The organism is Pontibacter sp. Tf4, from assembly GCF_014212495.1.
Lineage (GTDB): Bacteria > Bacteroidota > Bacteroidia > Cytophagales > Hymenobacteraceae > Pontibacter.
The window spans coordinates 1-25,966 of the sequence record NZ_JACKZC010000004.1 but is presented as its reverse complement, the minus strand read 5'-3'; the positions used below and the strand labels follow the sequence as shown (position 1 = coordinate 25,966).

General features: G+C 47.6%; 23 protein-coding genes. 6 read left to right on the top strand and 17 right to left on the bottom strand.

The window, feature by feature from the left end; all coding sequences use genetic code 11:
- Positions 1–451: 451 nt before the first annotated feature.
- Together H7F15_RS07390 and bshA are read left to right on the top strand one after the other, a co-directional pair.
- Positions 452–3,355, top strand: a complete 2,904-nt coding sequence (locus H7F15_RS07390; protein ID WP_185196337.1) for a glycoside hydrolase family 3 N-terminal domain-containing protein — start codon at positions 452–454, stop codon at positions 3,353–3,355.
- A 75-nt stretch (positions 3,356–3,430) separates the two neighbouring features.
- Positions 3,431–4,573: an N-acetyl-alpha-D-glucosaminyl L-malate synthase BshA gene (bshA, locus tag H7F15_RS07385; protein WP_185196336.1), complete on the top strand. Its 1,143-nt coding sequence runs from the start codon at positions 3,431–3,433 to the stop codon at positions 4,571–4,573.
- A gap of 909 nt (positions 4,574–5,482) precedes the next feature.
- Here bshA and H7F15_RS07380 read toward each other — a convergent pair.
- Positions 5,483–6,004 carry a hypothetical protein gene (locus tag H7F15_RS07380; RefSeq protein ID WP_185196335.1) on the bottom strand — a complete coding sequence of 174 codons (522 nt, stop codon included), beginning with the start codon at positions 6,002–6,004 and terminating at the stop codon, positions 5,483–5,485.
- 156 nt (positions 6,005–6,160) lie between these two features.
- Between H7F15_RS07380 and H7F15_RS07375 the strand changes: the two genes are divergently transcribed.
- Positions 6,161–6,508, top strand: a complete 348-nt coding sequence (locus H7F15_RS07375; RefSeq protein ID WP_185196334.1) for an iron-sulfur cluster assembly accessory protein — start codon at positions 6,161–6,163, stop codon at positions 6,506–6,508.
- A gap of 68 nt (positions 6,509–6,576) precedes the next feature.
- On the opposite strand, the gene H7F15_RS07370 is transcribed toward H7F15_RS07375, so the two are convergent.
- On the bottom strand, positions 6,577–7,455 hold the full coding sequence (locus H7F15_RS07370) for a ChaN family lipoprotein (protein ID WP_185196333.1): 879 nt from the start codon (positions 7,453–7,455) through the stop codon (positions 6,577–6,579).
- Positions 7,456–7,561: 106 nt separating this feature from the next.
- On the opposite strand from H7F15_RS07370, the gene H7F15_RS07365 reads away from it, so the two are divergent.
- A complete protein-coding gene (locus H7F15_RS07365) occupies positions 7,562–8,005 on the top strand; it encodes a DMT family transporter (RefSeq protein WP_185196332.1) in 444 nt (147 codons plus the stop codon).
- 10 nt (positions 8,006–8,015) lie between these two features.
- Here H7F15_RS07365 and H7F15_RS07360 read toward each other — a convergent pair whose 3' ends face one another.
- The 10 genes from H7F15_RS07360 to H7F15_RS07315 form a co-directional block, all read right to left on the bottom strand.
- Complete coding sequence (locus H7F15_RS07360) at positions 8,016–8,381, bottom strand: DUF2513 domain-containing protein (RefSeq protein WP_185196331.1); 366 nt, start codon at positions 8,379–8,381, stop codon at positions 8,016–8,018.
- Positions 8,382–8,445: 64 nt separating this feature from the next.
- Positions 8,446–9,807 carry an ABC transporter permease gene (locus H7F15_RS07355; RefSeq protein ID WP_185196330.1) on the bottom strand — a complete coding sequence of 454 codons (1,362 nt, stop codon included), beginning with the start codon at positions 9,805–9,807 and terminating at the stop codon, positions 8,446–8,448.
- The gene (locus H7F15_RS07350; RefSeq protein ID WP_185196329.1) at positions 9,800–10,711 is read right to left on the bottom strand and encodes an ABC transporter ATP-binding protein; all 912 of its coding nucleotides are present in this window, start codon (positions 10,709–10,711) and stop codon (positions 9,800–9,802) included. The genes H7F15_RS07355 and H7F15_RS07350 overlap by 8 nt, the downstream gene beginning before the upstream one ends.
- A 191-nt stretch (positions 10,712–10,902) precedes the next feature.
- Positions 10,903–12,045: a molecular chaperone DnaJ gene (gene dnaJ, locus H7F15_RS07345; protein ID WP_185196328.1), complete on the bottom strand. Its 1,143-nt coding sequence runs from the start codon at positions 12,043–12,045 to the stop codon at positions 10,903–10,905.
- Positions 12,046–12,049: 4 nt separating this feature from the next.
- Positions 12,050–12,622, bottom strand: a complete 573-nt coding sequence (locus tag H7F15_RS07340; RefSeq protein ID WP_185196327.1) for a nucleotide exchange factor GrpE — start codon at positions 12,620–12,622, stop codon at positions 12,050–12,052.
- A 247-nt stretch (positions 12,623–12,869) separates the two neighbouring features.
- Positions 12,870–13,862, bottom strand: coding sequence for a GTPase ObgE (gene obgE, locus H7F15_RS07335; RefSeq protein WP_185196326.1), 993 nt, complete (start codon positions 13,860–13,862; stop codon positions 12,870–12,872).
- Between the two features lie 36 nt (positions 13,863–13,898).
- Positions 13,899–14,501, bottom strand: coding sequence for an adenylate kinase (locus H7F15_RS07330; RefSeq protein WP_185196325.1), 603 nt, complete (start codon positions 14,499–14,501; stop codon positions 13,899–13,901).
- Between the two features lie 114 nt (positions 14,502–14,615).
- Positions 14,616–15,158, bottom strand: a complete 543-nt coding sequence (gene hpt, locus H7F15_RS07325) for a hypoxanthine phosphoribosyltransferase (protein WP_185196324.1) — start codon at positions 15,156–15,158, stop codon at positions 14,616–14,618.
- A gap of 106 nt (positions 15,159–15,264) precedes the next feature.
- Positions 15,265–17,511 carry a sodium-translocating pyrophosphatase gene (locus H7F15_RS07320; protein WP_185196323.1) on the bottom strand — a complete coding sequence of 749 codons (2,247 nt, stop codon included), beginning with the start codon at positions 17,509–17,511 and terminating at the stop codon, positions 15,265–15,267.
- Positions 17,512–17,817: 306 nt separating this feature from the next.
- Positions 17,818–18,732, bottom strand: a complete 915-nt coding sequence (locus tag H7F15_RS07315; RefSeq protein ID WP_185196322.1) for a M20/M25/M40 family metallo-hydrolase — start codon at positions 18,730–18,732, stop codon at positions 17,818–17,820.
- Positions 18,733–18,840: 108 nt separating this feature from the next.
- On the opposite strand from H7F15_RS07315, the gene H7F15_RS07310 reads away from it, so the two are divergent.
- Complete coding sequence (locus H7F15_RS07310; protein ID WP_185196321.1) at positions 18,841–20,091, top strand: M48 family metallopeptidase; 1,251 nt, start codon at positions 18,841–18,843, stop codon at positions 20,089–20,091.
- On the opposite strand, the gene H7F15_RS07305 is transcribed toward H7F15_RS07310, so the two are convergent.
- The 3 genes from H7F15_RS07305 to H7F15_RS07295 form a co-directional block, all read right to left on the bottom strand.
- The gene (locus tag H7F15_RS07305) at positions 20,084–21,148 is read right to left on the bottom strand and encodes a glycosyltransferase family 4 protein (RefSeq protein WP_185196320.1); all 1,065 of its coding nucleotides are present in this window, start codon (positions 21,146–21,148) and stop codon (positions 20,084–20,086) included. The genes H7F15_RS07310 and H7F15_RS07305 overlap by 8 nt on opposite strands.
- Positions 21,145–22,104, bottom strand: coding sequence for a glycosyltransferase (locus H7F15_RS07300; protein ID WP_185196319.1), 960 nt, complete (start codon positions 22,102–22,104; stop codon positions 21,145–21,147). The genes H7F15_RS07305 and H7F15_RS07300 overlap by 4 nt, the downstream gene beginning before the upstream one ends.
- 244 nt (positions 22,105–22,348) lie before the next feature.
- Positions 22,349–23,434: a glycosyltransferase gene (locus tag H7F15_RS07295; protein ID WP_185196318.1), complete on the bottom strand. Its 1,086-nt coding sequence runs from the start codon at positions 23,432–23,434 to the stop codon at positions 22,349–22,351.
- 68 nt (positions 23,435–23,502) lie between these two features.
- On the opposite strand from H7F15_RS07295, the gene H7F15_RS07290 reads away from it, so the two are divergent.
- The gene (locus tag H7F15_RS07290; RefSeq protein ID WP_185196317.1) at positions 23,503–24,714 is read left to right on the top strand and encodes a polysialyltransferase family glycosyltransferase; all 1,212 of its coding nucleotides are present in this window, start codon (positions 23,503–23,505) and stop codon (positions 24,712–24,714) included.
- Positions 24,715–24,777: 63 nt separating this feature from the next.
- On the opposite strand, the gene H7F15_RS07285 is transcribed toward H7F15_RS07290, so the two are convergent.
- Positions 24,778–25,746 (bottom strand): UDP-glucuronic acid decarboxylase family protein, encoded by a 969-nt coding sequence (locus tag H7F15_RS07285; RefSeq protein WP_185196316.1) that lies wholly within the window; start codon positions 25,744–25,746, stop codon positions 24,778–24,780.
- 2 nt (positions 25,747–25,748) lie between these two features.
- A partial coding sequence (locus H7F15_RS07280; protein ID WP_255481138.1) for a UDP binding domain-containing protein occupies positions 25,749–25,966 on the bottom strand: 218 nt, incomplete at its 5' end.

Sequence of the window (25,966 nt, the reverse complement as noted above, 5' to 3'; positions counted from 1 at the left end):
AACTATCTTGGCCAAAATTACGGCTCTTTAAAAAAGCGGCCGGATTTTTGACTTTTACTATTTTGTAGAAACAGAACTTATTCTGATGAAAATTTATTACTAATTTACAGACGGATTGATAATCAGCAGCAGGGAACTTCAAAAAAGACCAGTTGTTGTATCCTTAAATTTGCAAAATTAGCATGTACGGATTTGGGGCCGCGGGTCGTTAGCAGCATAAAGGCTTTGGTTTACACTTCTTTCTGTAACACAGCATTAAGCCACCCACTCAATTATTTTGAGCATTCGGGCAGCTTTCTGAGATCGTTCCGACGCGCCGGATTTATCCCGGTTTCCCCTAACCGCCTTTTGCAAAAATAGGCTTAATTTCGACTTGTTCCAATATATATAATGCCAACGCAGGATGTTGAAGAGTTTTAGTTTAGGATTACTTATACTTATTTTTCTCGGGATGGGCCCTCTGATGTCGTTAAAGCCATCAGAAGAAATTGTGGTGGGTTTAAAAGAGAAAAACTGGGTAGATAGTGTCTTTAACTCCATGACACCTGACCAGCGCCTTGGCCAGCTTTTTATGGTGGCCGCCTATTCTAATAAAGACGAAAAACACTTCCGTGAGCTTGATACGCTGGTAGCGCGCTATGGCATTGGCGGGATTATGTTTATGCAGGGCGGCCCGGAGCGACAGGCCCGTTTGAACAACCGCCTGCAGGCCCAGGCCAAAGTACCTATGCTGATTGCCATGGACGCCGAATGGGGCCTTAGCATGCGCCTTGATAGCAGCACACACTTTGCCCGCCAGATGACGCTGGGCGCCATGAACGACGAAAAATACGTGTACCTGATGGGCCGTGAAATAGCCCTGAAAATGAAGCGCCTGGGCGTGAACGTCAGCTTTTCGCCGGTACTGGATGTGAACGTGAATGCTGCTAACCCGGTAATTGGGAACCGCTCGTTCGGCGAATCGAAAGAAGAAGTGACCAAACGTGGTATAGCTTACATTAAAGGCCTGCAGGACCATGGCGTTATAGCTGTTGCCAAGCACTTCCCCGGCCACGGCGACACTGACACCGACTCGCACCTGGCCTTGCCGGTAATCAAACACGACATGAAGCGCCTGACAGAAGTAGAGCTTTATCCGTTCAAGAAATCTTTTGAAGCCGGTGTAATGGGCGTAATGGTGGCACACCTGTACATGCCTCAGATCGACAGCACCAAAAACCTGGCTACTACGCTTTCAAAACCGCTTGTTACAGGTCTTTTAAAAGAAAAAATGAAGTATAAGGGCCTGGTGTTTACTGATGCCCTGAACATGAAAGGCGTTGCCAACTACTACAAGCCCGGCGAAGTAGACCTGAAAGCCTTGCTGGCCGGTAACGATGTGCTGCTTTTCCCGGAAGATGTGCCTACAGCAATCAGCAAGATAAAAGAAGCCATTGCTGCCGGGCAGATTGATACCGTGGAATTGAACCAGCGCGTGCGCAAAATTTTACATGCCAAGTACTGGGTAGGCCTTAACAACTATAAGCCGGTGCAACTGGCCAACCTGAAACAGGATATGAACCGCCCGCTGGCCACTGTGGTGCAGGAGCAACTATACGAGCACGCTGTTACTATAGTAGAGAATAAAAACAACCTGCTGCCGTTCCGTAACCTGGATACACTGAGCATTGCATCGGTGGCGGTAGGCGTGGCCCCGGACAACAAGTTCCAGGAAATACTGGGCAACTATGCGCCGGTTGCTAAATTCTCCATCTCCAACCGTTTTGCCCCGGATTCTGCTTTCACCAACATCATTCCGCAGTTAGAAGGCCATGATGTAGTGATCGTGAGCATCCATAACATGAACAGTACCCCTGCCAAAGATTTCGGGATCGGGGTAGGCACGCGTGCTTTTATCCAATACCTGCAGGAGCGCACAGATAAAAAGATTGTGGTAGCGGTGATGGGCAATGCCTATAGTTTAAAATTCTTTGAAGCAGCTGACTGGCTTACTGTTGGCTATGAGGATAACCCGGTATCGCAGTCGCTGATGGCGCAGGCTTTGTTTGGCGCACGTGCCGTAAAAGGTAAGTTACCGGTTACAGCTTCAGCTAAATTCAAGTCCGGCACAGGCATCGAGACCGCGTCTTTACACAGGTTAAAATATGGCGTACCTGAAAGTGTAGGCATGAGCTCTAAAGTACTTGCCCAGATCGACAACATTGCCCTCGAAGCCATTGCTTACGCCGCTACGCCAGGAGCGCAGGTACTGGTAGTAAAAGATGGTACGGTGGTGTTCAATAAATCGTACGGCCATTATACTTACGAAAAAACAAAGCCGGTTACAGGTAACACTGTTTACGACATTGCCTCTATCACGAAAGTAGCTGCCACGTTGCAGGCCGTGATGTTCCTCAAAGACCAGGGCAAGATCAACCTGGACGAGAAGATATCGGCGTACCTGCCCGAGCTGAAAGGCACCAACAAGGAAGGACTTGTTTTACGGGATATATTAACGCACCAGGCCGGCCTGCAGGCAACGCTGCCGCACTGGCAGAAAACAATGGATAACCGCACCCTGGACCAGGTATATTACGCCAGCACGCAGACAGATGTATTCCCGAACGAAGTGACACCGGGCATTTACTCGCTTAAAACGATGGAAGATTCGCTTTGGGCCTGGACCGTTGACTCGAAGTTGCTGACTATGAAAAAAGGCGCGAAGAGCTACGAATATAAGTACAGCGACCTGGGCTTTTATATTATGAAGCGTATGGCCGAGCACATGCTGAATCAGCCGCTGGATGAGTTTTTGGAGCAGAATTTTTATGCGCCGCTGGGCATGAGCACGCTTACTTATAATCCGCTGCTGAAGCTCCCACGCGAAAGGATTGCCCCAACCGAGGACGATAACTATTTCCGTAAATCGCTGGTTTGGGGAACGGTGCACGACCAGGGTGCTGCTATGCTGGGTGGTGTAGGCGGCCATGCAGGGTTGTTCTCTAACGCCAACGACCTGGCAAAGCTCATGCAAATGAACCTGCAGCACGGCGAGTATGGCGGACATAAATTTTATACCACCGATGTAGTGACAGAATTTGCCAAAAAGCAATACAAGAACAGCCGCCGCGGCCTGGGCTGGGATAAGCCTGCCCCGGATGGCAACGGCCCTACTTCAAACATGGCATCGCTTAATACCTACGGCCACACCGGCTTTACCGGCACCGGCGCCTGGGTAGATCCGGATAACAACCTGATCTATATCTTCCTGTCTAACAGAGTGTATCCGGACGCTGGCAATACCAAGCTGGTAAAATATAACATCCGTACCCGTATTCATGATGTGATCTATAAAGCGATCATACCAAAAACATAAATTTTTATTCTAAATTTGGCGAGTGCAGCAACAAAAGTTAGCTGCACTTGTTGTTTACAGCGTATTCCAACTACTATGAAGATCGGTATTGTCTGTTACCCTACATTTGGGGGAAGTGGTGTTGTAGCCACCGAGCTTGGCAAAGCCCTGGCCCTGAAAGGCCACCAGGTGCACTTTATAACCTATAGCCAGCCCGCCCGCCTCGATTTCTTTAACGAGAACCTGTTCTATCACGAAGTATATATTCCCTCGTATCCGCTGTTCCAGTACCCGCCTTACGAGCTGGCGCTGTCGAGCAAAATGGTAGACATTGTAAAGTTTGAGAAGCTGGATGTGCTGCATGTGCATTATGCAATTCCGCACGCTTCGGCGGCTTATATGGCTAAGCAGATCTTAAAAACCCAGGGCATCAATATTCCGGTAATCACCACGCTGCATGGCACTGATATAACGCTGGTGGGCAAAGATGCGTCGTTTGAGCCGGTTGTTACGTTCAGCATTAACCAGTCGGACGGAGTAACAGCGGTTTCAGACAGCCTACGCACGGAGACCTATGAATTCTTCCCTATAGAGAAGGATATCGAGGTAATCCCGAACTTCATTAACCTGGACAAATTCAAGCGCCAGAAGAAAGAGCATTTCCGCACTGCCATCAGCCCGAACAATGAAAAACTGCTGGTGCACACCTCTAACTTCCGCTCGGTAAAACGCGTGGAGGATGTGATCCTGATCTTCAGCAAAGTACACCAGCGTATACCAAGTAAGCTGCTGCTGGTGGGTGACGGCCCTGAAAGACCAAAAATGGAGAAACTCTGCCGCGAACTGGGCATTTATAACGATGTACGGTTTTTAGGTAAGCTGGAAGCCGTGGAGGAAGTACTCTCTATAGCAGACCTGTTCCTGATGCCGTCTGAAAAAGAAAGCTTTGGTTTGGCTGCTCTGGAAGCCATGGCCTGCGAAGTTCCGGTTATCTCCACAGATGCCGGCGGTATACCAGAACTGAACATAAACGGTGTGACCGGTTTTGTTAGTGCTGTAGGTGATGTGGAAAGCATGGTACAGAATGCGCTTTTTGTTTTATCAGACGAGAACCTGCCAACCTTCAAAGCCAATGCCCTCGCCCGCGCCCACGACTTCGATATCGAGAAGATTGTACCGCTCTACGAAGCCTTTTACCAGAAGATCATCAAAGCCCAGTTGGCTGAGGTGAACGGGTAACTGTCCGGACCAGTATTAAGGGGATTTTGTGGATTTTACATGATTTCAGGGTTTGCTATAGTTGTAGGCATCGTTCTATAGTTTTAAATCCCCTACCACAGAGGGGAAGTGCTGCTATAGTTATAGTTTGAGCTATAGTTTCATCGTTACGGTTGGTCCAACCACCCCTAACCCCTCCCTGTCTAAGGAGGGGAGCTTCTACTGCCTTAGCTAAAGTTTGAGCTATAGTTTCATAGTTGCTGCTTTAACACCCCTATAGTCCCCTCAAGGGGACAGTCTCCGTCTTTGCTATAGTTGCCAGCTATAGTTCTATAGTTACAACCCAAGATTGGACAGGTTCACCTGTCCCTTTGGAATTACAACCACGAGAAAGGACGCTCTGCTTGAACTAAGAATTAATAAGCAAACTATAGTTAAGGCATCTACTATCGAATGTGTTATCAGTCTTTGGGTTGAGCGCCTTGTAGATTTCCGGTGGCGCAGCCATTGCGAGGAACGAGCAAAGGAAATGTACACCGCGCGATGCCCGAAGACGGGGCCTCCCGGCCCAGGAGGGAGCCAATTTAACTATAAAACTGTAGGTAAGTAGAGCTCCCTGGATGAAGAGTGGCTATGAAATGAACGGCTTGGTTCCAGCAGTAGGCAAAACAAACTATATCACCAGACACTCACAGGAGCTGCGCACATTGTGAGGTCTTCACAAACAATAGTCTGAGATAGATTTCTCGCTACACTCGAAATGACAAATGAGAGGGAAAGAACTATATGACACGTAAGATGTCTATAGCTACGCTGGCTCTTTTCGACTCACGTCTCAAGAATGCTCGACAGGACCAATAGGGAAACTATAGCTTATCAAACTATAGTCAGCAGTACTGGTATTCCGTAAAACTCACGACAAACTTCCGACTAAAACACCTGCGCAATCTCCTGCTTTACAAAACCGATAGCGCGGGCGGTAGGGTCGTTTTCGCTGGCGAGAATGGCTTCCAGGATACGTTTGGCAAGGTCCGTACCTTTTGATTTGTCTTCCATTTCCTGGTAGGTCTTGTTGATCAGGTTCACAACATCTTCGCGGGCGTGTTTTACCTGCTGCCAGGCCTGCTCGCTCATATACACCTGCTGCGACATGTTGTGGCTGAACTCGTTGCGGATTTCGCTTAAAAGCATGCGGTGGTAATCAGAAGCCGTATGGCCGGCGCCGCTTACACGCAGCAGCAGGTTGCTTGGTGTGATGCGCTCGAGCAACAGCACTATGCGCTCGTAGGCCTGCAAGCGGATCGGAATCACGACTTCGCCGTTTTTCTGTTTCAACTCCATCAGGCGTAGTTTATAGTCGCGCTCGGTCTGGTTTTGCACCAGTTTATACATGGCAATGGCTACAATCAGCCCCGGAATCGTAATTTTCAGAATATCTATGATCAGTTCCATGGTATCGGTTTTAGAACGTTAAATATCGTAAAAAATTAATTTAATGTTCCTGAAATCATTTTTGCCCTGTAGCTGTTTAGATAGTAAGGCATAACACTGGTACGTATATATCTTCAGAAATGCGTAACTTTGCTACCTGTTAGAAACAAAACAACTATGGCAACAGAAGTAAGAACAGCTCCTATTACGATAACTGAGAAAGCTTTAGCGGAAGTTAAAAATATTATGGCCGAGAAGAACGTGCCGGCTGACTACGGACTGCGCATTGGTGTGCAGGGCGGCGGTTGCTCGGGCATGTCGTACCTGCTTGGTTTTGATAAACCAAAAGAATCGGATGAGACCTTTCAGTTAGAAGGTGTTACCCTGATCATGGACAAAAAGCATGGCATGTATGTAATGGGCATGGAAGTAGATTTTCAGGACGGCTTGAACGCCCGCGGATTTACCTTTAACAACCCACAGGCAAAAAGCACCTGCGGTTGCGGAAGCTCATTCTCTGCTTAATACGTTACCTTTTTTCTCTTCATATCATCAGAGCCTGGCCTAACCGCCGGGCTTTGGTGTTTTACAGCCTAATATGTTTTGGTCATGGCAGCGGGCACTACCAGTATAAAATCAGCCTTTTGCAGGTGCTCTTCGCTTAGCTTTTTCAGGTCCTCCTGCGTTACCGTCGTAATTGTTGCTACTTTCAGATTTGGCTGTTTTTGCTTCAGGTACCAGTAAATGCCTTCGAAGTTATCGGAGTGGTAAGCGCCGTTCAGGTGCAGCAGTTTGTTGCCTTTGGTTGTTTGCCCCAGTATAACGTGCGCCATCGTAGCATCTTTCAGGGCCTGGGCCTGCACTATGTTTTCGGCCTTGGTATTGCCGTGTGTGCTGCCGCCGAACATACTCAACATGTTCTGATAGCCTGGCAGGTTCATATCTACCACTATAGGCAATGGTGCGATAAAGGCTTTGGCTTCAGGTGTCAGTCCTTCCAGTGCGCTTAAACTGCCCTTCGAAACTATAGCCGCATAGCGACGCGGCACATTGGTTGCCAACACGGGAATGCCAGCTTCTTTAGCGAACTTAACGATCGGTTTATAGTCTGTTTTATAGTTGGGCCACGGCCTTGCTTCCTGCTCAAAATTGTTCTCGGCTACTTTACCGCTCAGGTATTCGTCCAGCACCAGTTGCACATCGGTTTCAAACATTTCGGCGCCAATGCTTAATTTTTGCCCGTGGGTTTTGTGCAGGTCTTTGGCCACTTCCAGCTGCAACCAATGCGCAATCGGGTCGTTGTGCTGCTCGCCAAACAGCACTACTTCGGCTTTTTTCAGCTCATCCAGCATTTTGCTGTACTTCACTTCTTTGCCATCTTTAGTAAAGAGCTTGTAAGCAGGTTTGTCCTGGGCTGTGGCTATAGTTGCTGCCATAAAAAACAGAAGTAGATTTATAAGTACGGTGCGCATTATCCGGAACTATAGTTTTAGAGTACAGCAATATACAAATTCCCAATGCAAATCAAATAAGCTGATTTTACAGCTCTTTCGTATCTTCAACCCTCACGATTCAAAAATGAAAGAACTATATCTTTTTCTCGCATTGCTTGCCGGGTTAGCTGTAGTGGTACAAACAGGCGTTAATTCCCAACTAAATTTTTTAACTAATAACCCGGTGTTCACAGCGTTAATTTCGTTTGTAGTTGGTACGCTGGGTATCTTATTATACCTGCTCTTCACCGACCGAAATGCATTATTACAACCTACCGGTTTTAAGGGGCAGTGGTGGCTATACGTTGGAGGCTTGTTAGGTGCATTTTACATTACAGCGGTAGTTATAGTTGCTCCCCGCTTAGGTGCTGCCACTACTATAGGGCTTATAGTTGCCAGTCAGCTCATTTTCGCTGTCATCTTCGACCATTTTGGCTGGCTGGGTTTTCCGGTTAAAGAAGTATCGCTAATCCGTATAGTTGGAGTAATCTTACTTATTGCAGGCGTTTTCCTGATCCGGAAGTTTTGATTAAACCTGCTTAAATCTCTAGTCCAAAATGCTCCTTTAAAGTTAGATTAAGATATGCTTTAAGGAAGTCAAATGGGACTGATGATAGTTTGTCTCCAATCTTTCCTTTTGCCTTATTCCATATAGTTTTATCTCTGGCTGCATTAAGAAACTCATGTCCCTGCCAAGTTAGACTTTTAGGACTCCATTTATCAGGTGTTTCTCTACAAGAATCATCATTTGCTTCTAAATAACCTGCTTGATAAAGCAACTTAACATGGTAACTAATCTCTTTATCAGTATAGCCTTCAATACAGAGGTCTAATCCATCACTTATTGATTCAGCTTTTTCAACTTCTAACAGTATTACACGAATTAAATCTAAGTCTCTTCTCATATATCTAATATACAAAAAGAGCCGGTACATTGCTGCACCGGCTCCCTATACTTTCAGCTATAGTTTACACTCTGTAGAACAACCACTTCGAGAGTTCTTTATAGTTTATCTTTTTGCCATACATCAGGATACCTACTCGGTAAATACGCGCCGCGATCCAGGTAGTGAAGATGAAACCAAGTACCAGCAGCGCCATCGATAAGGCTAACTCCCAGGCCGGCACGCCAAACGGCACACGCACCATCATCACGATAGGCGATGTAAACGGAATGATCGACATCCAGAATGCTACGGCTCCGTCAGGGTTTTTCAGCACCACTGAGTAAGACATGATGAAGGAAATGACCAGTGGAATAGTGATCGGCATCATGAACTGTTGCGTATCGGTCTCGTTATCAACGGCAGCACCAATAGCCCCGAACAGCGAGCCATACAACAGGTATCCGCCTAAGAAATAGAACAGGAAGCAGCCCAGTATAAGCAGCAGCGGCAGGTTAGCAAAGCTCTCCGTTACGTCTTGTATCGTGTTGGCAAACTCATCGCTGTTGGCGGCAGCTTCTTCGGGGGTTTCCTGCTCCAGGTTTTCAATGCTTTCGCCTTCAGCAGCTACTCTGCCGGCCTGGTATTGCTCCATCGGGCTTGGGGCCGCATCAATGCCAAACGCTGCCGACACGGCTGTAACCGCTACAAATGAAAGGATGATCCAAAGCAGGAACTGCGTCAGACCAACCGCCGCGATACCTATGATCTTACCCATCATCAGCTGGAATGGCTTTACTGACGAAATGATCACCTCCACAATACGGTTTGTTTTCTCTTCGATCACGCCGCGCATGATCTGTACGCCATACAAAAAGATAAAGAAGTAAATGATGATGGCTGCTACCACACCTGCCGCTGAGGTGATGATGGCGTTGTTATCTTTCTCGCCTTCGTCGCTCAGGTTAATGGTATTCAGTTTAATGTTGGCTTCTACTTTTTTAAGCGTCTCACGGTTCAGTCCGGATGCCAGGAAACGTTGATTCTCGATCTCTTTTTCAAGGGCTTCTTCCAGGCGTATCTGGGTTTGAAGGCTTGTGTTCTTCTTGCCATACACCGTTATGCCCTTTGGGTCATCGATAGAAATTTTCGGGATGTAAAGCAGTGCGGTGTTGTCGGTTTCCTGGTACACGGTTTTAGCCTGCTCCAGACTACCGGACAGCGGCACGAATCTCAGGTCTTTTTTGTCTTCCAGCTTGCCTTCAAACAGGCCGCTTTCGTCCAGCACCATTACCGTCTCCTCTTCCCCCGACATGGTAATTAACAGACCAGGCAGAATCATGAAGGTAGCCAGCAGCAGTGGCGTTAACAGCGTCATGATGATGAAGCTTTTTTTGCGCACCCGCGTCAGGTACTCGCGCTGTATAATAAGCCAGATTTTATGCATGGTGTGTTTCTTTTACTTTACGGATAAAAATGTCGTTTATGCTTGGTACCAGTTCCACAAAAGAGTGAATTTCTACCCTTTCTATCAGATAGCGTAACAGATCGTTTGGCTTGGTGCCGTTCAGTAGTTTTACGTTTGCCCTGAAAACACCGTGGTTCTCGTGTTGCTCCAGCACTTCAAAATCCGGAGAGGTAATGAGCAGATGGCCGTTGCCGATCACCTGAAATGTGTCGGTTTTATAAGCATCTTTGATTTCGCGTACCGGCCCGTCCAGCACTTTTTTAGAGCGGTTGATCAGGGCAATGTTATCGCAAAGCTCTTCTACCGACTCCATGCGGTGCGTCGAGAAAATGATCGTAGCCCCATTATCGCGCAGGCGCAGTATCTCGTCTTTTATCAGGTTGGCGTTGATCGGGTCGAAACCAGAGAAAGGTTCATCCAGAATAATAAGGGCCGGTTCGTGCAGTACGGTCGCAATAAACTGTACTTTCTGCTGCATCCCCTTCGACAGGTCTTCGATGTTCTTATCCAGCCACTCGCGTATCTCCAGCCTGTCTATCCAGCCTTTAATGCGGGCCGTGGCATCTGTTTTAGACAGCCCCTTGAGCTGCGCTAAGTACAGCAGCTGCTCCCCTACCTTCATTTTTTTGTAAAGGCCGCGCTCTTCCGGCAGGTAGCCCATGTCCTTTATGTGGTCGGGTTTCAGGCGCTCACCCCGGAAGTAGATCTCGCCTTCGTCGGCTCCGGTTATCTGGGTTATAATGCGGATGAGGGAAGTTTTACCGGCACCGTTCGGGCCAAGTAAGCCAAAAATACAGCCAGCCGGAATCGAAAAGCTTACATTATCGAGGGCAGTATGGTTGGCATAGCGTTTCGAAACGCTATCTATCTTTAAAATGCTCAAAGCTGAAAACCATTTGTTGTAATCAAAAATAGCTTTATCCGCTCAGAACGGCAACACTATATGTGTTTTATACTATACTTTTCGACAAACTATAACTATAGCCGGATGAAGTAACTATAGTTGCAGGCTTAAAACAAAAAGCCGGTCCTTCTGCTGAAGAACCGGCTTTCTATAGTTTATGCTTTTATCGTTTACTGAAAGTAGTCTTTTACTTTCTCGAAGAAGCCTTTTTCGTTTTTGCCCGGGTGTGGCGCAAAGTTATCAGATTCGCGCAGGCGTTCCAGCATCGCTCTTTCCTCAGTGTTCAGGTTCTTCGGTGTCCAGACGTTGATATGGATCAGCTGATCGCCTTTGCCATAACCGTTAATGTCTTTGATACCTTTGCCACGCAGTCTGAAGATCTCGCCGCTTTGTGTACCTGGCTTGATGTTCACTTTTACTTTGCCACCTATAGTTGGCACTTCGATATCGGCACCAAGGGCAGCATCCATAAAGCTGATGTACTGGTCAAAGATCACGTTATTGCCGTCGCGCTTCAGGGTTGGGTGCGCTTCTTCCTCGATCTGGATCAGCAGGTCGCCGGCTATACCACCGCGCTCCGGCACGTTTCCTTTTCCGCTCATCGATAGCTGCATGCCATCCATTACACCGGCCGGTACGTTTATCGTAATCACTTCTTCCTGCAATTCACGTCCGCTACCCTGGCACACCTCGCAACCTCTGGTTACAATGCGGCCTTCGCCGTTACAGGTAGGGCAGGTAGCCGTGCTCACCATCTGGCCCAGCATGGTATTTACTACCTTGCGCACCTGGCCCGAGCCCTGGCACGAGTTACAGGTCTGCATGTCGGTTCCGTTTTTGGCACCGTTACCACCACAGGTACTGCACGCTACGTAGCGTTTTACTTTTATCTTCTTCTCAACGCCGTTAGCAATTTCTTCCAGGTTCAGCTTAAGCTTTATGCGCAGGTTGCTGCCTTTGCGCTGACGACGTCCGCCACCTGAGCGACCACCACCAAAAAAGCTCTCGAAGGGGCTGCCACCACCAAAGATATCCCCGAATTGAGAGAAGATATCTTCCATGTTCATGCCGCCACCGCCAAAGCCGCCGTTCATACCCTGATGGCCGAACTGGTCGTAACGCTGGCGTTTTTGCTGGTCGCTCAGCACCTCGTAGGCTTCTGCAGCTTCCTTAAACTTTTCTTCAGCGGTATGGTCATCCGGGTTTTTATCCGGGTGGTACTTGATGGCTAACTTCCGGTAAGCTTTCTTTATTTCCTCCTGACTGGCCCCCTTGCTTACCTCCAGCACCTCATAATAATCTCTCTTAGCCATTTGCTTACGCTCCTATTACAACTTTAGCGAAACGTATCACCTTGTCGTTCAATGTGTACCCTTTCTCGATCACGTCCACAATCTTGCCTTTCAGCTCATCAGACGGGGCCGGTGTCTGGGTAACAGCCTCGTGCATATCCGCATCAAACGTATCGCCTGCTTTGGTACCCATCGGCTGTAAACCTTTCTGTTGTGTTACTTGTCTCAGTTTATGGAACACCAGTTCCAGGCCTTGCAACAACGCATCCACCTCTTTGGTTTCTTCCATCGACTGGCGCGCACGCTCCATGTCATCAAGCACGGGCAGCAGTTCAGTCATCAGGTCTTCGTTGGCTGTTTTAATCAGCTCCAGGCGCTCCTTGGCCGTACGACGTCTGAAGTTTTCAAACTCCGCCATCAGCCTGATGTACTTATCTTTCATTTCTGCCAACTCTGCAGATGCGCCGTTTTCCTGTTTTTCAGTTCCGGATTCTTCGGTTTCGTCAACCTGGTTCAGGTTTTCTTCCGTTTCAGCACTGGCAGTGTTCTCTTGCAATTCCTCGTGCTCCTGTTCTTTTTTAATATCTTTATCTGACATAATGCCTTAAAAAAGTTAGATGAATAGGTCTATCTTGTCTTTTCAATTCCCTTGCCAAACCGGCAAGCGTGCCAGAATGGCACTTTATAATTCTGAATGATTGAATAACTGAATAATTGAATCCTATAGTTCATATTCGATTATTCACAAGTCAGTCATTCAAAATTTAAGCCGCAGGCGTTAAAAAAAATCGGTAGATAGCCTGAGAGCCTCTACCGATCTGTAACTATAGTTGTAGATAACTGGCTTAGCTGTTCAGAGCGTTCCAGATCATATCTTTTAGTTGCGTAATGTTTTTACCGGTTATGCTGGAGATGAACACGGTCGGAAGATCAGGAGGAAGTGTTTTCAGCATCTCATTCTCCAGTTCTTCGTCCAGCATATCAGATTTTGTGATTGCCAGAATGCGCTTTTTGTCCAGCAGCTCCGGGTTATAGGTTTCCAGCTCGTGCAGCAGGATCTTATATTCCTCCGCAATGTCGGCGCTCTCACAGGAAACCATAAACAGCAGCATGGAGTTCCGCTCTATATGGCGCAAAAAGCGCAGACCAAGCCCTTTTCCTTCCGAGGCACCCTCTATGATACCCGGTATGTCGGCCATCACAAAAGAGCGGTAATCGCGGTAAGCAACTACACCCAGGTTAGGCTCTAACGTAGTGAAAGGATAATTGGCAATTTTAGGCTTCGCTGCCGAAACTACAGAAAGCAACGTAGATTTGCCGGCATTCGGGAAGCCTACCAGACCAACATCGGCCAGCAGTTTAAGCTCCAGGATCACCCATTCTTCGCGGCCTTCTTCGCCGGGCTGTGCATAGCGTGGTGTCTGGTTGGTTGGCGATTTAAAATGCGCGTTCCCAAGTCCGCCACGGCCACCGGGCGTAAGAATTATTTCCTGGCCGTCTTCGGTTATCTCGCACATTATTTCGCCGGTCTCGGCGTTTTTAGCAACTGTCCCGAGCGGCACTTCCAGTACCTGGTCTTCGCCCTGGGCGCCTGTTGAGTGGCTTGGCCCACCGTTATGGCCGTTTTCGGCAATTACGTGCTTGCGGTACTGCAGGTGCAGCAGCGTCCATAGTTGAGAGTTGCCTTTCAGTATAACATGGCCGCCACGACCACCATCGCCACCATCAGGCCCACCTTTTGCCGTTTTTTTATCGCGGTGCAGGTGTGCAGAGCCGCCGCCGCCGTGTCCGGAGCGCGAGCATATTTTAACGTAATCTATAAAGTTGGATGATGCCAAATCTGGTATTCCTGCGCGCGCAGGCGCTGTAAAATGTTAATTTTCTTCTTTCTTCTCTTTCTCCGCTTTCAGAGAATCTATCTGACGGCAGATATCGCTAAAGATCTCGTCGATCTCGCCAATGCCATCTACTGCAAAATACTTACCCTGTCCGGAATAATAGTCCGCCACCGGGGTGGTTTTGGTATTATATTCCTCCACACGCTTACGGATCAGTTCTTCGTTCTGGTCGTCGGGGCGGCCTGATGTTTTACCACGCAGCAGCAAACGCTTGGTCAGCTCTTCGTCGTCTACTTTCAGGGCGATCATGCAGGAGATCTCGGTACCGTGCTCTAACAACAGTTTATCCAGCCCTTGCGCCTGAGGCACAGTGCGCGGAAAACCATCGAATATAAAGCCGCCGGCAGTTCTGTTTTCCTGTACTTTGTTAGAGATCATCCCGATCACAACTTCATCCGGAACCAGCAGGCCATTATCCATCAGGGATTTGGCTTTCAGGCCCAGTTCAGTGCCTGCTGCAATCTCAGAGCGCAACAGGTCGCCGGTAGATAAATGGATCAGGTTATATTTATCGATCAGCTTCTGACTTTGCGTGCCTTTTCCAGCACCTGGAGGACCGAACAAAACGATGTTAAGCATATCTTAGTTTATAGTAAAAAGCAAAAATAGGTATAATATTCCTGAAGTGCTTATTTTTTTAGACAGCGCTTCACTCCAACCCGCTGCGACTATAATTTATTAAGTATAAATCTTTTAAGACACGATCTTGTAGATATCGCGCAGGTTGCGGCCCAGGCCATTGTAGTCCAGCCCGTAGCCCACCACAAAATCATTCGGAATGGCTTTGGCTACATACTTTACATTCAACTGATGCTGCAGGCAGTCCGGTTTTAACAACAGCGAGGCTACCTCTACCGATGCCGGGCCTTTTGCCTGGAGCTGGTTGATCAGGTTATGCACGGTATGACCGGTATCCACGATATCTTCCAGCACCACAATGTGGCGGCCCTGCACGTCTTCTGTCAACCCCAGTACTTCCCTCACCTTGCCAGTGCTGTTCATATCCTGGTAAGACGATAGCCGGATAAAGGCGATCTCGCAGGGTATGGTTACGCGTTTCATCAGGTCGGCGGCAAACATGAACGAACCGTTGAGCACAGCCAGGAAAAGCGGGTTTTTACCTTCATAATCCTTGTCTATCTGCTCGGCCAGCATGCTGATACGGGCAATTATTTCTTCTTCGTACAGGTAAGTGCTAAAGTCGCAGTCGTGCAGCGTAATGGTCCGGGGGTTCATAGTTCGGGTATTGGTGACTTGTACAAAGGTAGCATTTTAGGTTTTGATAAAAAAAGAAGCCCGACGATTGCGCCGGGCTTCTTTATACTTGTAAACTATAGTTGGGTTACTTTGCTGCAACGCCGGCTATAGTTACGGTGTTTTCAGGGTTTATAGTTTGCGCTGGCACGGGCGTTACACGCACTTCACCTGGCGTCAGTTTCAGCTCTTCGGGTATATCCGGCGTTTGCTCAGTTGAAATATGCGGCGCTATTACCAGCGACACGATCGACATCAGCTTGATCAGGATGTTCATAGACGGACCGGAAGTATCCTTGAACGGATCGCCTACGGTATCTCCGGTTACAGATGCTTTGTGCGGATCAGAACCTTTATACTCCATCACACCATTGATCATCACCCCTTTTTCGAACGATTTTTTAGCGTTATCCCAGGCGCCACCGGCGTTAGACTGGAACATCGCCATCAGCACACCAGACACAGTAACACCGGCCAGCAAGCCACCCAGTATTTCAGCAGAAGGCGTATCTTCGAACACACCATTCAGGCCGAAACCAACTATAAGTGGAACGATAAGTGCAATAGCACCTGGCAACATCATTTCGCGGATAGCTGCTTTGGTTGAGATCGCCACACATTTTTCGTACTCCGGTTTACCGGTTCCTTCCATAATACCCGGAATTTCTCGGAACTGACGACGTACTTCGTGCACCATCGCCATAGCAGCACGACCTACCGCTGCAATGGCCAGCGCCGAGAAGATGAACGGGATCATGGCACCAATAAACAGACCAGCTAAAACGGGCGCTTTGTAAAGGTCAATAGAATCGATGCCTGCAATACCTACGAAAGCGGCGAAAAGGGCAAGCGATGTAAGGGCAGCAGAAGCAATAGCAAAGCCTTTACCGGTTGCTGCTGTTGTGTTACCTACCGCATCCAGGATATCGGTGCGCCCACGTACTTCTTTTGGTAGTTCACTCATTTCAGCAATACCACCGGCGTTATCGGCAATCGGACCGAAGGCATCAATTGCCAGCTGCATAGCCGTAGTTGCCATCATACCGGCAGCTGCGATAGCCACACCGTATAAACCTGCTGCTGCATAAGATAAAACGATACCTGCTGCCAGAACTATAATAGGCAATACTGTAGAGTGCATCCCTACCGCTATACCCGCAATAATGTTGGTAGCGTGGCCTGTAGAGGACTGCTGTACGATAGAGTTCACAGGCTTCTTGCCCATAGCGGTATAGTACTCTGTGATGATACTCATTAACGTACCAACCACCAGACCAACTATAACCGCCCAGAACACATCCTGCGCCGAGAAATCGAAGTTACGCAGGTTCATCTGCTCCGGTAGCATCCAGTGGATCACAAAGTAAGAGCCGATAGCTGTCAGGATAACAGAGATCCAGTTACCGCGGTTAAGGGCAGCCTGCACATCGCCGCCTTCGCTTACACGAATGAACAGCATACCTATCAGAGAGAATACGATACCCAGACCAGCGATCAGCATTGGAAGTATAACCGGCGACAAACCGCCGAAATTATCTGTAGCAATCACCTCGCGGCCAAGTACCATCGTGGCAAGTATAGTTGCTACATAAGAACCAAAAAGGTCGGCTCCCATACCAGCTACGTCGCCTACGTTATCGCCTACGTTATCAGCTATAGTTGCAGGGTTACGTGGATCGTCTTCCGGGATACCGGCTTCTACTTTACCTACAAGGTCAGCACCCACGTCGGCAGCTTTGGTATAGATACCACCGCCTACACGGGCAAACAGGGCTATACTTTCAGCACCCAGCGAGAAACCGGTCAGTACTTCCAGGGCAACTTCCATTTCGTGGCCGTTTACGCTGGCACCAGTGCTGTACACAAATGTATAGTAAAGCACGATGAACAGAGAACCAAGACCCAGCACTGCTAAACCGGCTACGCCCATGCCCATTACCGAACCACCGGCAAACGACACATTAAGGGCACGCGAAAGGCTGGTACGGGCTGCTTCGGCGGTACGCACGTTTGCTTTGGTAGCAATGCGCATGCCTATAAAGCCGGCTGTTGCCGAGAAAACAGCACCAATAACAAAGGCTATCACAATGGACCAGTGCGAGTTATCGCCGGTGGCACCCAGGTAGCCTAAAAAGATACATGCAATTATTACAAAATAGAAGAGCACTTTGTACTCTGCTTTCAAGAAAGCCATAGCGCCATCCGCAATGTGGCGCGCAATCTCCGTCATGCGCTCGTTGCCTGCCGGTTGCTTCGTTACCCACGCCGACCGTATAAAAGTATACAGTAAGGCCGCCAGTCCAAGAGCAGGAATCGCGTAAAGAATATTTTCCATTTAAAAGGGTTAAGAGTGTTAAGGTTAAAGAATATTTGAATATAGCTATTAAAGAAATGAGTTTGGCTTGAATATTCCAAATAATTTGACTGAAAAACGCTTTTGCAGCGCAGCAGCTATATTTCTTATTCTGAACGGGTTGCTGCTATAGTTTGCAGAGATCGGCTCAACTATAGTTTAAAAGCAAAAAACGCAGCTTTGGGCCACGTTTTTCTATAAAAACCAAGTATAACTAAAAGATAGGTATTAGCTGAAAGTATAAGCCATACTTACTTCTTACTTCTCTAACTCGGACTTCTTACTTCCTTACAGTTTCTCCATTAACACCTGGTATAGTTTCACCATACTAACTATGTCATCTTTGTGCACGATCTCGTCTGGCGTGTGCACATTGTCTTCGGGGGCACCTACAAAGCACCAGTCCCAGGGGTAAGCAGCTTTTTGCAGTTCTTTGGCATCGCTGCCACCGGCTCCTTCTACTTCTAGCTGGTAAGGCACTCCGGCTTCTTTGGCTATAGTTATGATTTTCTGCACATACGAGCGGCGCGGAATCAGGCTGTCGCGCATCGAGATGACGACACCTTTGCCCGGCTGCACCCCTTCGGTTACCCAGGTAATATCGGCAATAAGCGCCTGGCGAACGTGGTAATGTTCGTAAATATATTTGGCCAGGTACGCTACAGAGCCGCCGCCATGTTCTTCCCAGCAACTAAAAGCAATAATACCGTTTTCCAGTGTCTCGGCCAGCCTTAAGGCAACCCAAACGCCCAGGCGGTTATCGAGGTAGCAGCTTTGCACGGTTTCTTCGGTCTCCCGGAAGTCGCAGGCAAAAGTAAGTTCGGTGCCACGCTCAATTTCCCGGTCAAACGTATATTGTAGCTCCTCCTCTTCTTCGTTATAGTTAAGCGTGCAGTTTATTTCGCCCTGGCTGTCGGCGCCGGTAAGTTTATAGCCTGTTTTGGTGGCTGGTCCGCCAATCGGCACCAGTTGTTTACCATAGCGCACGGTAAAACCAATAGAGTCCATATGGGCGAAAACGGCTGCACGGGGCTCCCCGAAAACAAGCAGAATACAATCCTGGAAATCTTCGTTATTTACTATAACCGGTTGCACCTTCCACTGAACTTTATGTGTTTCGATATAGTTTAGCAGGAAGTCAGTCATATTTTTTTCGTTGCCTGACGGAGCATGTATCTGGCAGAGTTGTTTCAGGAGCTGCATGTTTGTAGATTTGGGTTTCGACTCAAAATTAACAGAAAAGTTGTACTTTCATTGCTGCTGTAACAGGTAGTAAGTGGCGCATTAGAAAACAGAATTTTACAATTTCACATGAAGAAGTTTTTGTACATCACCTTAGGCTTACTTTTACCTGTTGTGGCTTCGGCCCAAAAACAGGGCTCTGTTGGTGATACAACCGCAATGCGCCAGGTTACTATGGAAACGGTGGAAGTGTTACCCGCTGCCCTGAAGATAAAAGGCATGCTGCTGCTGAACAAAGATGTGCAGTACGAGCTGGAAGGTGCCGTGGATAACATGTACAACTTTAAGTATGAGCGTGCCGAAAAGCAGTTCAAATCCATTCGCCGCCGCTACCCGGACCATCCGCTACCCTATTTCCTGATGGGCCTGAGTCAGTGGTGGAAAATTGTGCCTACCAACATCCAGACCCGCCAGTATGATAACCTGTTCTTTGCTTACATGGATACAACCATCCAGAAGGCAGAAGCACTATACGAAAAAAACGAGAATAACACCGAGGCAGCCTTCTTTTTAGCTGCCGCCAATGGCTTTTCGGCGCGACTGCACTCTGAGCGCAGCAACTGGCGCAAAGCTACCGTGCACAGCAAACGTGCCCTGGAGTATATGGAGATCGCGAAAGCAGGTAACGGTCTGAGCCCTGAGTTCCTGTTTGGAGAAGCGTTGTTCAATTACTACGCCGTATGGATACACGAGAACTATAAAATGTTGCGTCCGGTGCTGCTGTTCTTCCCGAACGGTGACAAACGACTGGGTCTGAAGCAGCTGCGCCATGTTGCTAACAATGGTTTTTATACCGGTACCGAAGCCAAGTTCTTCCTGATGAAGATCTATGCCAACGAAGAAGGTGACCTGGGCGAATCGATGAAACTTGCCAGAACGCTGGCCGAAAAATACCCTGACAATGCTTACTTCCAACGTTTTTATGCGCGTCTGCTCTTTGTGCAGGGTCATTTTACCATGGCCGAGCGTGTATCGGAAGAAATACTGCACAAACTGGACCAGGGAATGCCGGGCTATGAAGGTGTAAGCGGACGCTATGCTACGTATATACTGGGCTACATTAACCAGAACAAGTACCGCGACCTTGACAAAGCCAAGCAGTATTACCTCAAATCGATCATGTACGCCGAGATGACGGATGAGCGCGAATCAGGGTATTTTATCAACTCCTACCTCAACCTTGCCCGTATCAGCGATCAGCAGAAAAATAAGTCCCAGGCCAAGCGCTACTATACCATTGTGCTGAATGCAAGCGAGAAAAAATCATCGACTTTTAAAGAAGCCCGCACCTGGCTGAAGGCGAATAAAAAGGTTAAGTAAAGAGTTGCAGAAAAGTTTGTTGCCTTGCCCGTACCGAGTACGCCTGCTCTATCCATAGTTTGCCGGCACGTCCTAACTTTTCTCTTTCATCCGTATTTAACAGTAGCAGTTCCAGTTTTTCGTACCATTCCTGTTGGCTTGTGCAGGTGTAACCAACTATAGCATCGGGCACCGCTACCATGTTTGCCCCCACCGCCGAAACCACTGCAGGAATACCCAACGCCATGTACTGGATCGCTTTAAAGGCACATTTCCCCCTGGCCCATTCGGTTTCCGGCAACGGCATTACCCCGATGTTGAAGGTCAGCAGGTTATCTAACTCTGTTGTTTCATCCCAAACTATAAACTGCAACGACTGCAGCTGCAGGTCGGGCTTACGGTCGGCTACCACGACAAACTTAAAACTATAGTTCTGCTCCAGCTTTTGCAGCACAGGTTCTATCAGTTTCAGGTAAGGTAACGTGGAATGCGAGCCAACCCAGCCAATTGTAACTATAGGTGTTTGCTGTTCCTTTTGTTTGCTATAGTTTAGCGACGTATTTACAACTGAAGGCAGGTATATCGACTCCGGGCTATAGTTCCGGGCAAACGCCTGCAGGTAATGATTGCCGCAGCTTACTTTATAACTCCACCTGATAAGTTGTGCTGTTTTCTGATGCCATTTAAACTTGCCGGCAATGCTGTTGCTTTCTGTAGTGTTAGGTAGCCAGATAGCATCATCAAAATCGAAGATTATTTTTTTGCGGAGCAACTTCGCAGCGAACCACTCAAACCAGGGCGGCCCAACCGGCGTTGCCTCACGATGAATAAAAATGTAACTATAGCTATTGAGTTGGAATAACAGTTTTAGCCGGCGGAGCATCCCTTTGGCCAGTCCGATAAGTTTCTGCAAACTATAGCCTTGCCTGTAAAGTACTGCCGATGTAGTAACATCCCAGAAAGGTGCCAAGCTATAGTTGATGCCTCTTTCCTGCAACACCGGCAGCCACTGTTCTACCCTGTAGCGTTGCGAGGCAGCCTTCCCCTCCGGATACGGCACTATAAACAGCACTTTCATTTACCAGACAGTTGTTGGTTAAAAAAGTACGCATACGCTTCCCGCACCCTCTCCGGAGACCTGTATTTTACCGCCAGCGCCGGAATTTGCTGCCTGTGCGCAGGGTCCTGAATTATCATTTGAATCTGCTGGATAGCTCGCTCCAGACTGCCAGGTTGTTGCAGGTTAAAAAGCGCACCGCCTCCTTCTTGTTTTATAATTTCGCCTTCGTCCCCCACGCCTTCTGTAAGCAATACCGGCAACCCATTGGCCCAGTATTCGCCCACTTTAACCGGGGAAAGATACTTTTTTGATGGCCCTAGTTTGTATGTAGCAAAACCAAAGTCAGCCGCCGAGAGGTACATAGGTACTTCTTCGTGAGGAACTGAAGCAATAAACACCTTTTTTTGATTTATGTCATGCTTCTGCAGTTGCTGCAGAATCTCTCCTTCTGGCTGCGGGGAAAGGATGATCAGCCTGAAATCCGGAATCAGTTCAAAACACTTCTGGTAAATCTGAAAGGCTTCTTCGTTATAGTATAGTCCACCGTACTTGCCGGTATAAATGCCTATAGTTGCTGTTTGCCAGTTGAGCTGTTTTCGGACTCCATCCCTGCTGCCACTATCAAACTCAAACTCAGTAGTCTGCACAGGGCTACAAACAGTTTTCACCTTTGCTGCCTGTACCCTGTCCTGTATCAGGCATTCCCGGTATGCATGGGTTACTGTAATTAGGCCAGATGCAAGCTTTTGCTGCTTATGCTCCCAGTATTTCTGAATCCTGTATTTTAAGCTATAAGAACCCCAGACGCTGGAGTCAGCCATATAGTCCGCGTGAGGCTCAAACGAACTTACATAAAATGGCAAGTCCGTGCGGCGCCAGACTTTGTATGCCAGGGCTCCGGCTAATACACCATGTGCCAGTATCAGTTTTACGGAATGCTCTTTTGCTATAGCAGATATCTTCCGGGGGAACATGATAAAATCACTGGTTTTAGTCAGTAGTGCGTACCTACTTGGCAAGGGCTTTAGCGGGCAATGAATTATTTTTGGTAAGGACTGTAGTGTATTTGCTCCCCTGTACTCCTCCCTCTCAATAGTCACGAAAACGACACTGGCAATATTTCTATCCTGCTGCATTAACTGCAACCATGGGTATATGGTCGCAATTGTCAGGCTATCTGTTAGAGACCAGTAACCTATTAGCATCACGTTCATACCCTTAGCCATCTTTCCGGAGTGGGCTATAGTACAGGCGTACCAGTTGAGCGATAAATTCCTGCTTCTTATACCGGATGGCATAGACCTGTGCAGCATCAGAGTACCGCTTTAGCTCCTGAGGGTTGTTGAACAGATGCAGTACACCGGATACAAAACTTAATTCATTGTCAGGTTCAAAATACTGCTGGGTTCCTCCTGATACTTCTCTCCAGACACTTGTATCGGGCACCAGACACGGAAGACCAAGCGCCATTGCCTCAGCCATGGCTATACAAAAACCTTCGTAAGCCGATGCCATAACGAAAGCATCATACTCTTTTAAAAGATCGTGTAAATTTTCCTTACTGCCTCTGAGTTTTACATGCGTGATGTTGTGCTGTTTTATGTATGCTGCCAGCTCCTGCCTGTAATCACCTTCGCCATAAATATCCAGTGTTATCCCCTGGCCTGAAAGCTGCTGCATACATTTTATCAGGAACAACTGATTTTTCTGTGGCTTCAGGTTTCCTACTGATACTAACCTCAGTTCTTTATTTGGAGTTATGGGTTGCCTACTACCAGCATCTTTAAAAAAACTATCTCGCACAAAGTTATGAAGCACAGCCGTGTTGCCTGAGGTTTTAATATAGCGCTGGTAATCCTTCATTGCTGTCTCTGACACAAAAATGGCTGCATGACGGCTTCTATAGGTTAACTGCTCTACGTATTTACTAAGTATGTTGGGTTTGAAAGCATCCTCTGAGATAAGGCTGTGCACGTGAAAGAGTAAGGGAATTTTACTGAACGTTGTGCTGAGCCGGGCTATAATAGTTGGCCAATACAGATGCGTGTGTAGTAAGCTAACCTGATGCCGCCTGATGATGCTATTTAGCCGTAATGCATTTCCCGGGATATCTTTTTTACCCGTATAGTTCAGACAGTATACAGCTTTAACATTTTGCAGTTCTGGCAGCAACTCCTGGGGAGGCCGCATGTATACCACAATGTTATTAAACTCCTCAGGCAAAGCATTAATGTACTCAACAAATAATATTTCAGCGCCCCCTTTACCGAGCGTTTCAATAAAATGAAGTACATTAACAGCCATTCTCCCAGAGTATAATTCTGACTAAAGATAAGAAACACAATCAAATTGTGGTCTTTTAAAACTATAGGATGCCCAAACCTGAGATCCTTTTTGTTGGTAACTATTGCAGAACCGATTACCTCTCGATGCTCGACAAAGCATTGACTTACTGCCATTTCACCTTCCTGGAGTACATTTCACCAAAAGAGGAGCAAAATAAGTCCTATTTAAAATATGGTGAGCCAGTGTATTGGAGTCAGTTCAGGGATGTGAATATGCTGTTACAACGCCTGAAGCCGGATAAGGTAGTATTTCTTGCTATCGAGTCTTACAACCATGTTATCTTAAATCTTGCCTGCAAGCGTGCGGGCATCCCTACGTACCATTTAGAACATGGCCTCAGGGCAGATTATCTTATTAATGCTGAGTTGGCAGCTAAATCGAAACAAAAAAAACCAGTCCTGCCCAAGATCTCTATAGTTAGTGCCCGCCTACGGAACAGGCTTTTCTTAGAACGCAGTATAAACTGCTTTAACGCCGATGATAAAGTATTTTTGAAAACCTGGTTTAAAGCCAGAAGCCAATCCTCGTTTGTAGAGCTTGCCAGTTCAATAAAAACCTTAGATCGCATCGCTCAAAATTATATTTCATTTAGCGCAGGTGTATTTAAGATCCATAAAATAGTTGATCATTTGCCACCGGATCACCCGGTCAGGTATATCGGCATACCGTATTATGATAAATTAGCCTCTGTTACCCAATTGGCTGTGCAAAGAGCCATTATTTTTATTGATCAACCGTTGGCAGAACATCACCTGTTAGGCTGGACACCTGCTTATAAAGTGGATTTTGCAGAGCGGTTAAAACACATTACGCAACTCCTAAACTATAAGGTTTATATAAAACCTCACCCGTTACAGGACATTACTATCTGGCAGTATTCTAAAAACATTGAACTGATTGACGACAGCAGGCTTCAGGATATAGTTGGTAGTATACCGATCGTGCTTGGGTTTTACTCTACTTACCTGCTCCCCCTTGCTGCTATGCCACACACAACGCTTATAACATTAGAAAACCACCCCGCTGGCAGGCTCGATGTATCTAAATCGTTTATAGATGCAGGCGTAGCGCATCCTGTCTATAGTTTAGATGAATTACCGGTGGCCCTGGAAAATATAGACCAGTTACACCAGCAGCAGTTGCCGCACAAGAAAAAGTTTGAAGAAGAGTGGCTGTATAAGTTTGACGGCAAGGCTGGTGAGCGGCTGCGCGATATACTCCTGAGCGATGAACTATAGCTATAAAACAAGACAGGCCCTGAACTATAGATCCAGGGCCTGTGTGCTTATAAAACTACCGGTTTAAGCATTTGCTACTGTTACGGCAGGTGTCTGTATTTTCTCTTTGAAATACTCCAGTGTTCTGCGCAGGCCTTCCGCCCGGTCAACCTTTGGCTCCCAGCCCAGTATTTCGCGGGCTTTGGTAATATCCGGCTGGCGTTTCTGCGGATCGTCCTTCGGCAGTGGCTGGTATTCCACTTTCAGTTCTACCCCGGTCAGGTTACAGATCTCCTCGGCAAATTCTTTTATAGTTATCTCCGATGGGTTACCTACGTTTACCGGCAGCGCATAATCGCTGAGCAGCAGACGGTAGATGCCTTCCACCAAATCATCAACATAACAGAACGAGCGGGTTTGCGAACCATCTCCGAAAATGCTAAGCGGTTCGCCACGCAATGCCTGGCTCAGGAAAGCCGGTAGTACACGACCATCATCCAAACGCATGCGCGGGCCATAAGTATTGAAAATACGCACAATGCGTGTCTCCAACCCGTGGTGCATGTGGTAGGCCATCGTCATAGCTTCCTGGAAACGTTTGGCTTCATCATAGCAGCCACGCGGACCAACCGGATTCACATTGCCCCAGTAATCTTCGCTTTGCGGGTGCACCAGCGGGTCGCCGTATACTTCCGAGGTAGAAGCTATCAGCATGCGGGCACCTTTTGCTTTCGCTAAACCCAGCAGGTTGTGTGTGCCTAACGAACCTACCTTAAGGGTCTGAATTGGAATCTTGAGGTAGTCGATCGGGCTGGCGGGCGATGCAAAATGCAGGATGTAGTCAAGTTTACCGGGCACATGCACAAATTTGGACACATCGTGGTGGTAGAACTCGAAATCCTGTAGTTTGAACAGGTGCTCAATGTTTTCCAGGTTACCTGTTATCAGGTTATCCATGGCTATTACATGATAGCCTTCTTTCAAAAATCTATCGCAAAGGTGTGAGCCCAGAAAACCGGCTCCGCCTGTAATAAGTACGCGTTTCTTCGTCATGGTTACACAGTTGCTTTTAGTTGCTCAGCGGGCTGTTTTACACCAATGCCATAGTAGGTGAAGCCTTTTTCGTTGAGCTCTTTGGCATCGTAGATGTTACGGCCGTCAAACACTACTTTGTCTTTCATCAGTTTGCTGGCCACTGTAAAGTTCGGGGAACGGAACTCAGGCCACTCAGTTACCAGCAGCAGCGCATCGGCATCGATCAGGGTCTCATACT

What these genes read in the sequence shown, in the direction of transcription:
- H7F15_RS07320 (WP_185196323.1), bottom strand. Translation starts at nt 17,511, where the DNA reads ATGGAAAATATTCTTTACGCGATTCCTGCTCTTGGACTGGCGGCCTTA.
- H7F15_RS07365 (WP_185196332.1), top strand. Translation starts at nt 7,562, where the DNA reads ATGAAAGAACTATATCTTTTTCTCGCATTGCTTGCCGGGTTAGCTGTA.
- H7F15_RS07310 (WP_185196321.1), top strand. Translation starts at nt 18,841, where the DNA reads ATGAAGAAGTTTTTGTACATCACCTTAGGCTTACTTTTACCTGTTGTG.
- H7F15_RS07380 (WP_185196335.1), bottom strand. Translation starts at nt 6,004, where the DNA reads ATGGAACTGATCATAGATATTCTGAAAATTACGATTCCGGGGCTGATT.
- H7F15_RS07300 (WP_185196319.1), bottom strand. Translation starts at nt 22,104, where the DNA reads ATGTTCCCCCGGAAGATATCTGCTATAGCAAAAGAGCATTCCGTAAAA.
- dnaJ (WP_185196328.1), bottom strand. Translation starts at nt 12,045, where the DNA reads ATGGCTAAGAGAGATTATTATGAGGTGCTGGAGGTAAGCAAGGGGGCC.
- H7F15_RS07295 (WP_185196318.1), bottom strand. Translation starts at nt 23,434, where the DNA reads ATGGCTGTTAATGTACTTCATTTTATTGAAACGCTCGGTAAAGGGGGC.
- H7F15_RS07370 (WP_185196333.1), bottom strand. Translation starts at nt 7,455, where the DNA reads ATGCGCACCGTACTTATAAATCTACTTCTGTTTTTTATGGCAGCAACT.
- hpt (WP_185196324.1), bottom strand. Translation starts at nt 15,158, where the DNA reads ATGAACCCCCGGACCATTACGCTGCACGACTGCGACTTTAGCACTTAC.
- H7F15_RS07285 (WP_185196316.1), bottom strand. Translation starts at nt 25,746, where the DNA reads ATGACGAAGAAACGCGTACTTATTACAGGCGGAGCCGGTTTTCTGGGC.
- H7F15_RS07355 (WP_185196330.1), bottom strand. Translation starts at nt 9,807, where the DNA reads ATGCATAAAATCTGGCTTATTATACAGCGCGAGTACCTGACGCGGGTG.
- H7F15_RS07340 (WP_185196327.1), bottom strand. Translation starts at nt 12,622, where the DNA reads ATGTCAGATAAAGATATTAAAAAAGAACAGGAGCACGAGGAATTGCAA.
- H7F15_RS07305 (WP_185196320.1), bottom strand. Translation starts at nt 21,148, where the DNA reads ATGAAAGTGCTGTTTATAGTGCCGTATCCGGAGGGGAAGGCTGCCTCG.
- H7F15_RS07290 (WP_185196317.1), top strand. Translation starts at nt 23,503, where the DNA reads ATGCCCAAACCTGAGATCCTTTTTGTTGGTAACTATTGCAGAACCGAT.
- H7F15_RS07330 (WP_185196325.1), bottom strand. Translation starts at nt 14,501, where the DNA reads ATGCTTAACATCGTTTTGTTCGGTCCTCCAGGTGCTGGAAAAGGCACG.
- H7F15_RS07375 (WP_185196334.1), top strand. Translation starts at nt 6,161, where the DNA reads ATGGCAACAGAAGTAAGAACAGCTCCTATTACGATAACTGAGAAAGCT.
- H7F15_RS07315 (WP_185196322.1), bottom strand. Translation starts at nt 18,732, where the DNA reads ATGCAGCTCCTGAAACAACTCTGCCAGATACATGCTCCGTCAGGCAAC.
- H7F15_RS07390 (WP_185196337.1), top strand. Translation starts at nt 452, where the DNA reads ATGGGCCCTCTGATGTCGTTAAAGCCATCAGAAGAAATTGTGGTGGGT.
- H7F15_RS07360 (WP_185196331.1), bottom strand. Translation starts at nt 8,381, where the DNA reads ATGAGAAGAGACTTAGATTTAATTCGTGTAATACTGTTAGAAGTTGAA.
- bshA (WP_185196336.1), top strand. Translation starts at nt 3,431, where the DNA reads ATGAAGATCGGTATTGTCTGTTACCCTACATTTGGGGGAAGTGGTGTT.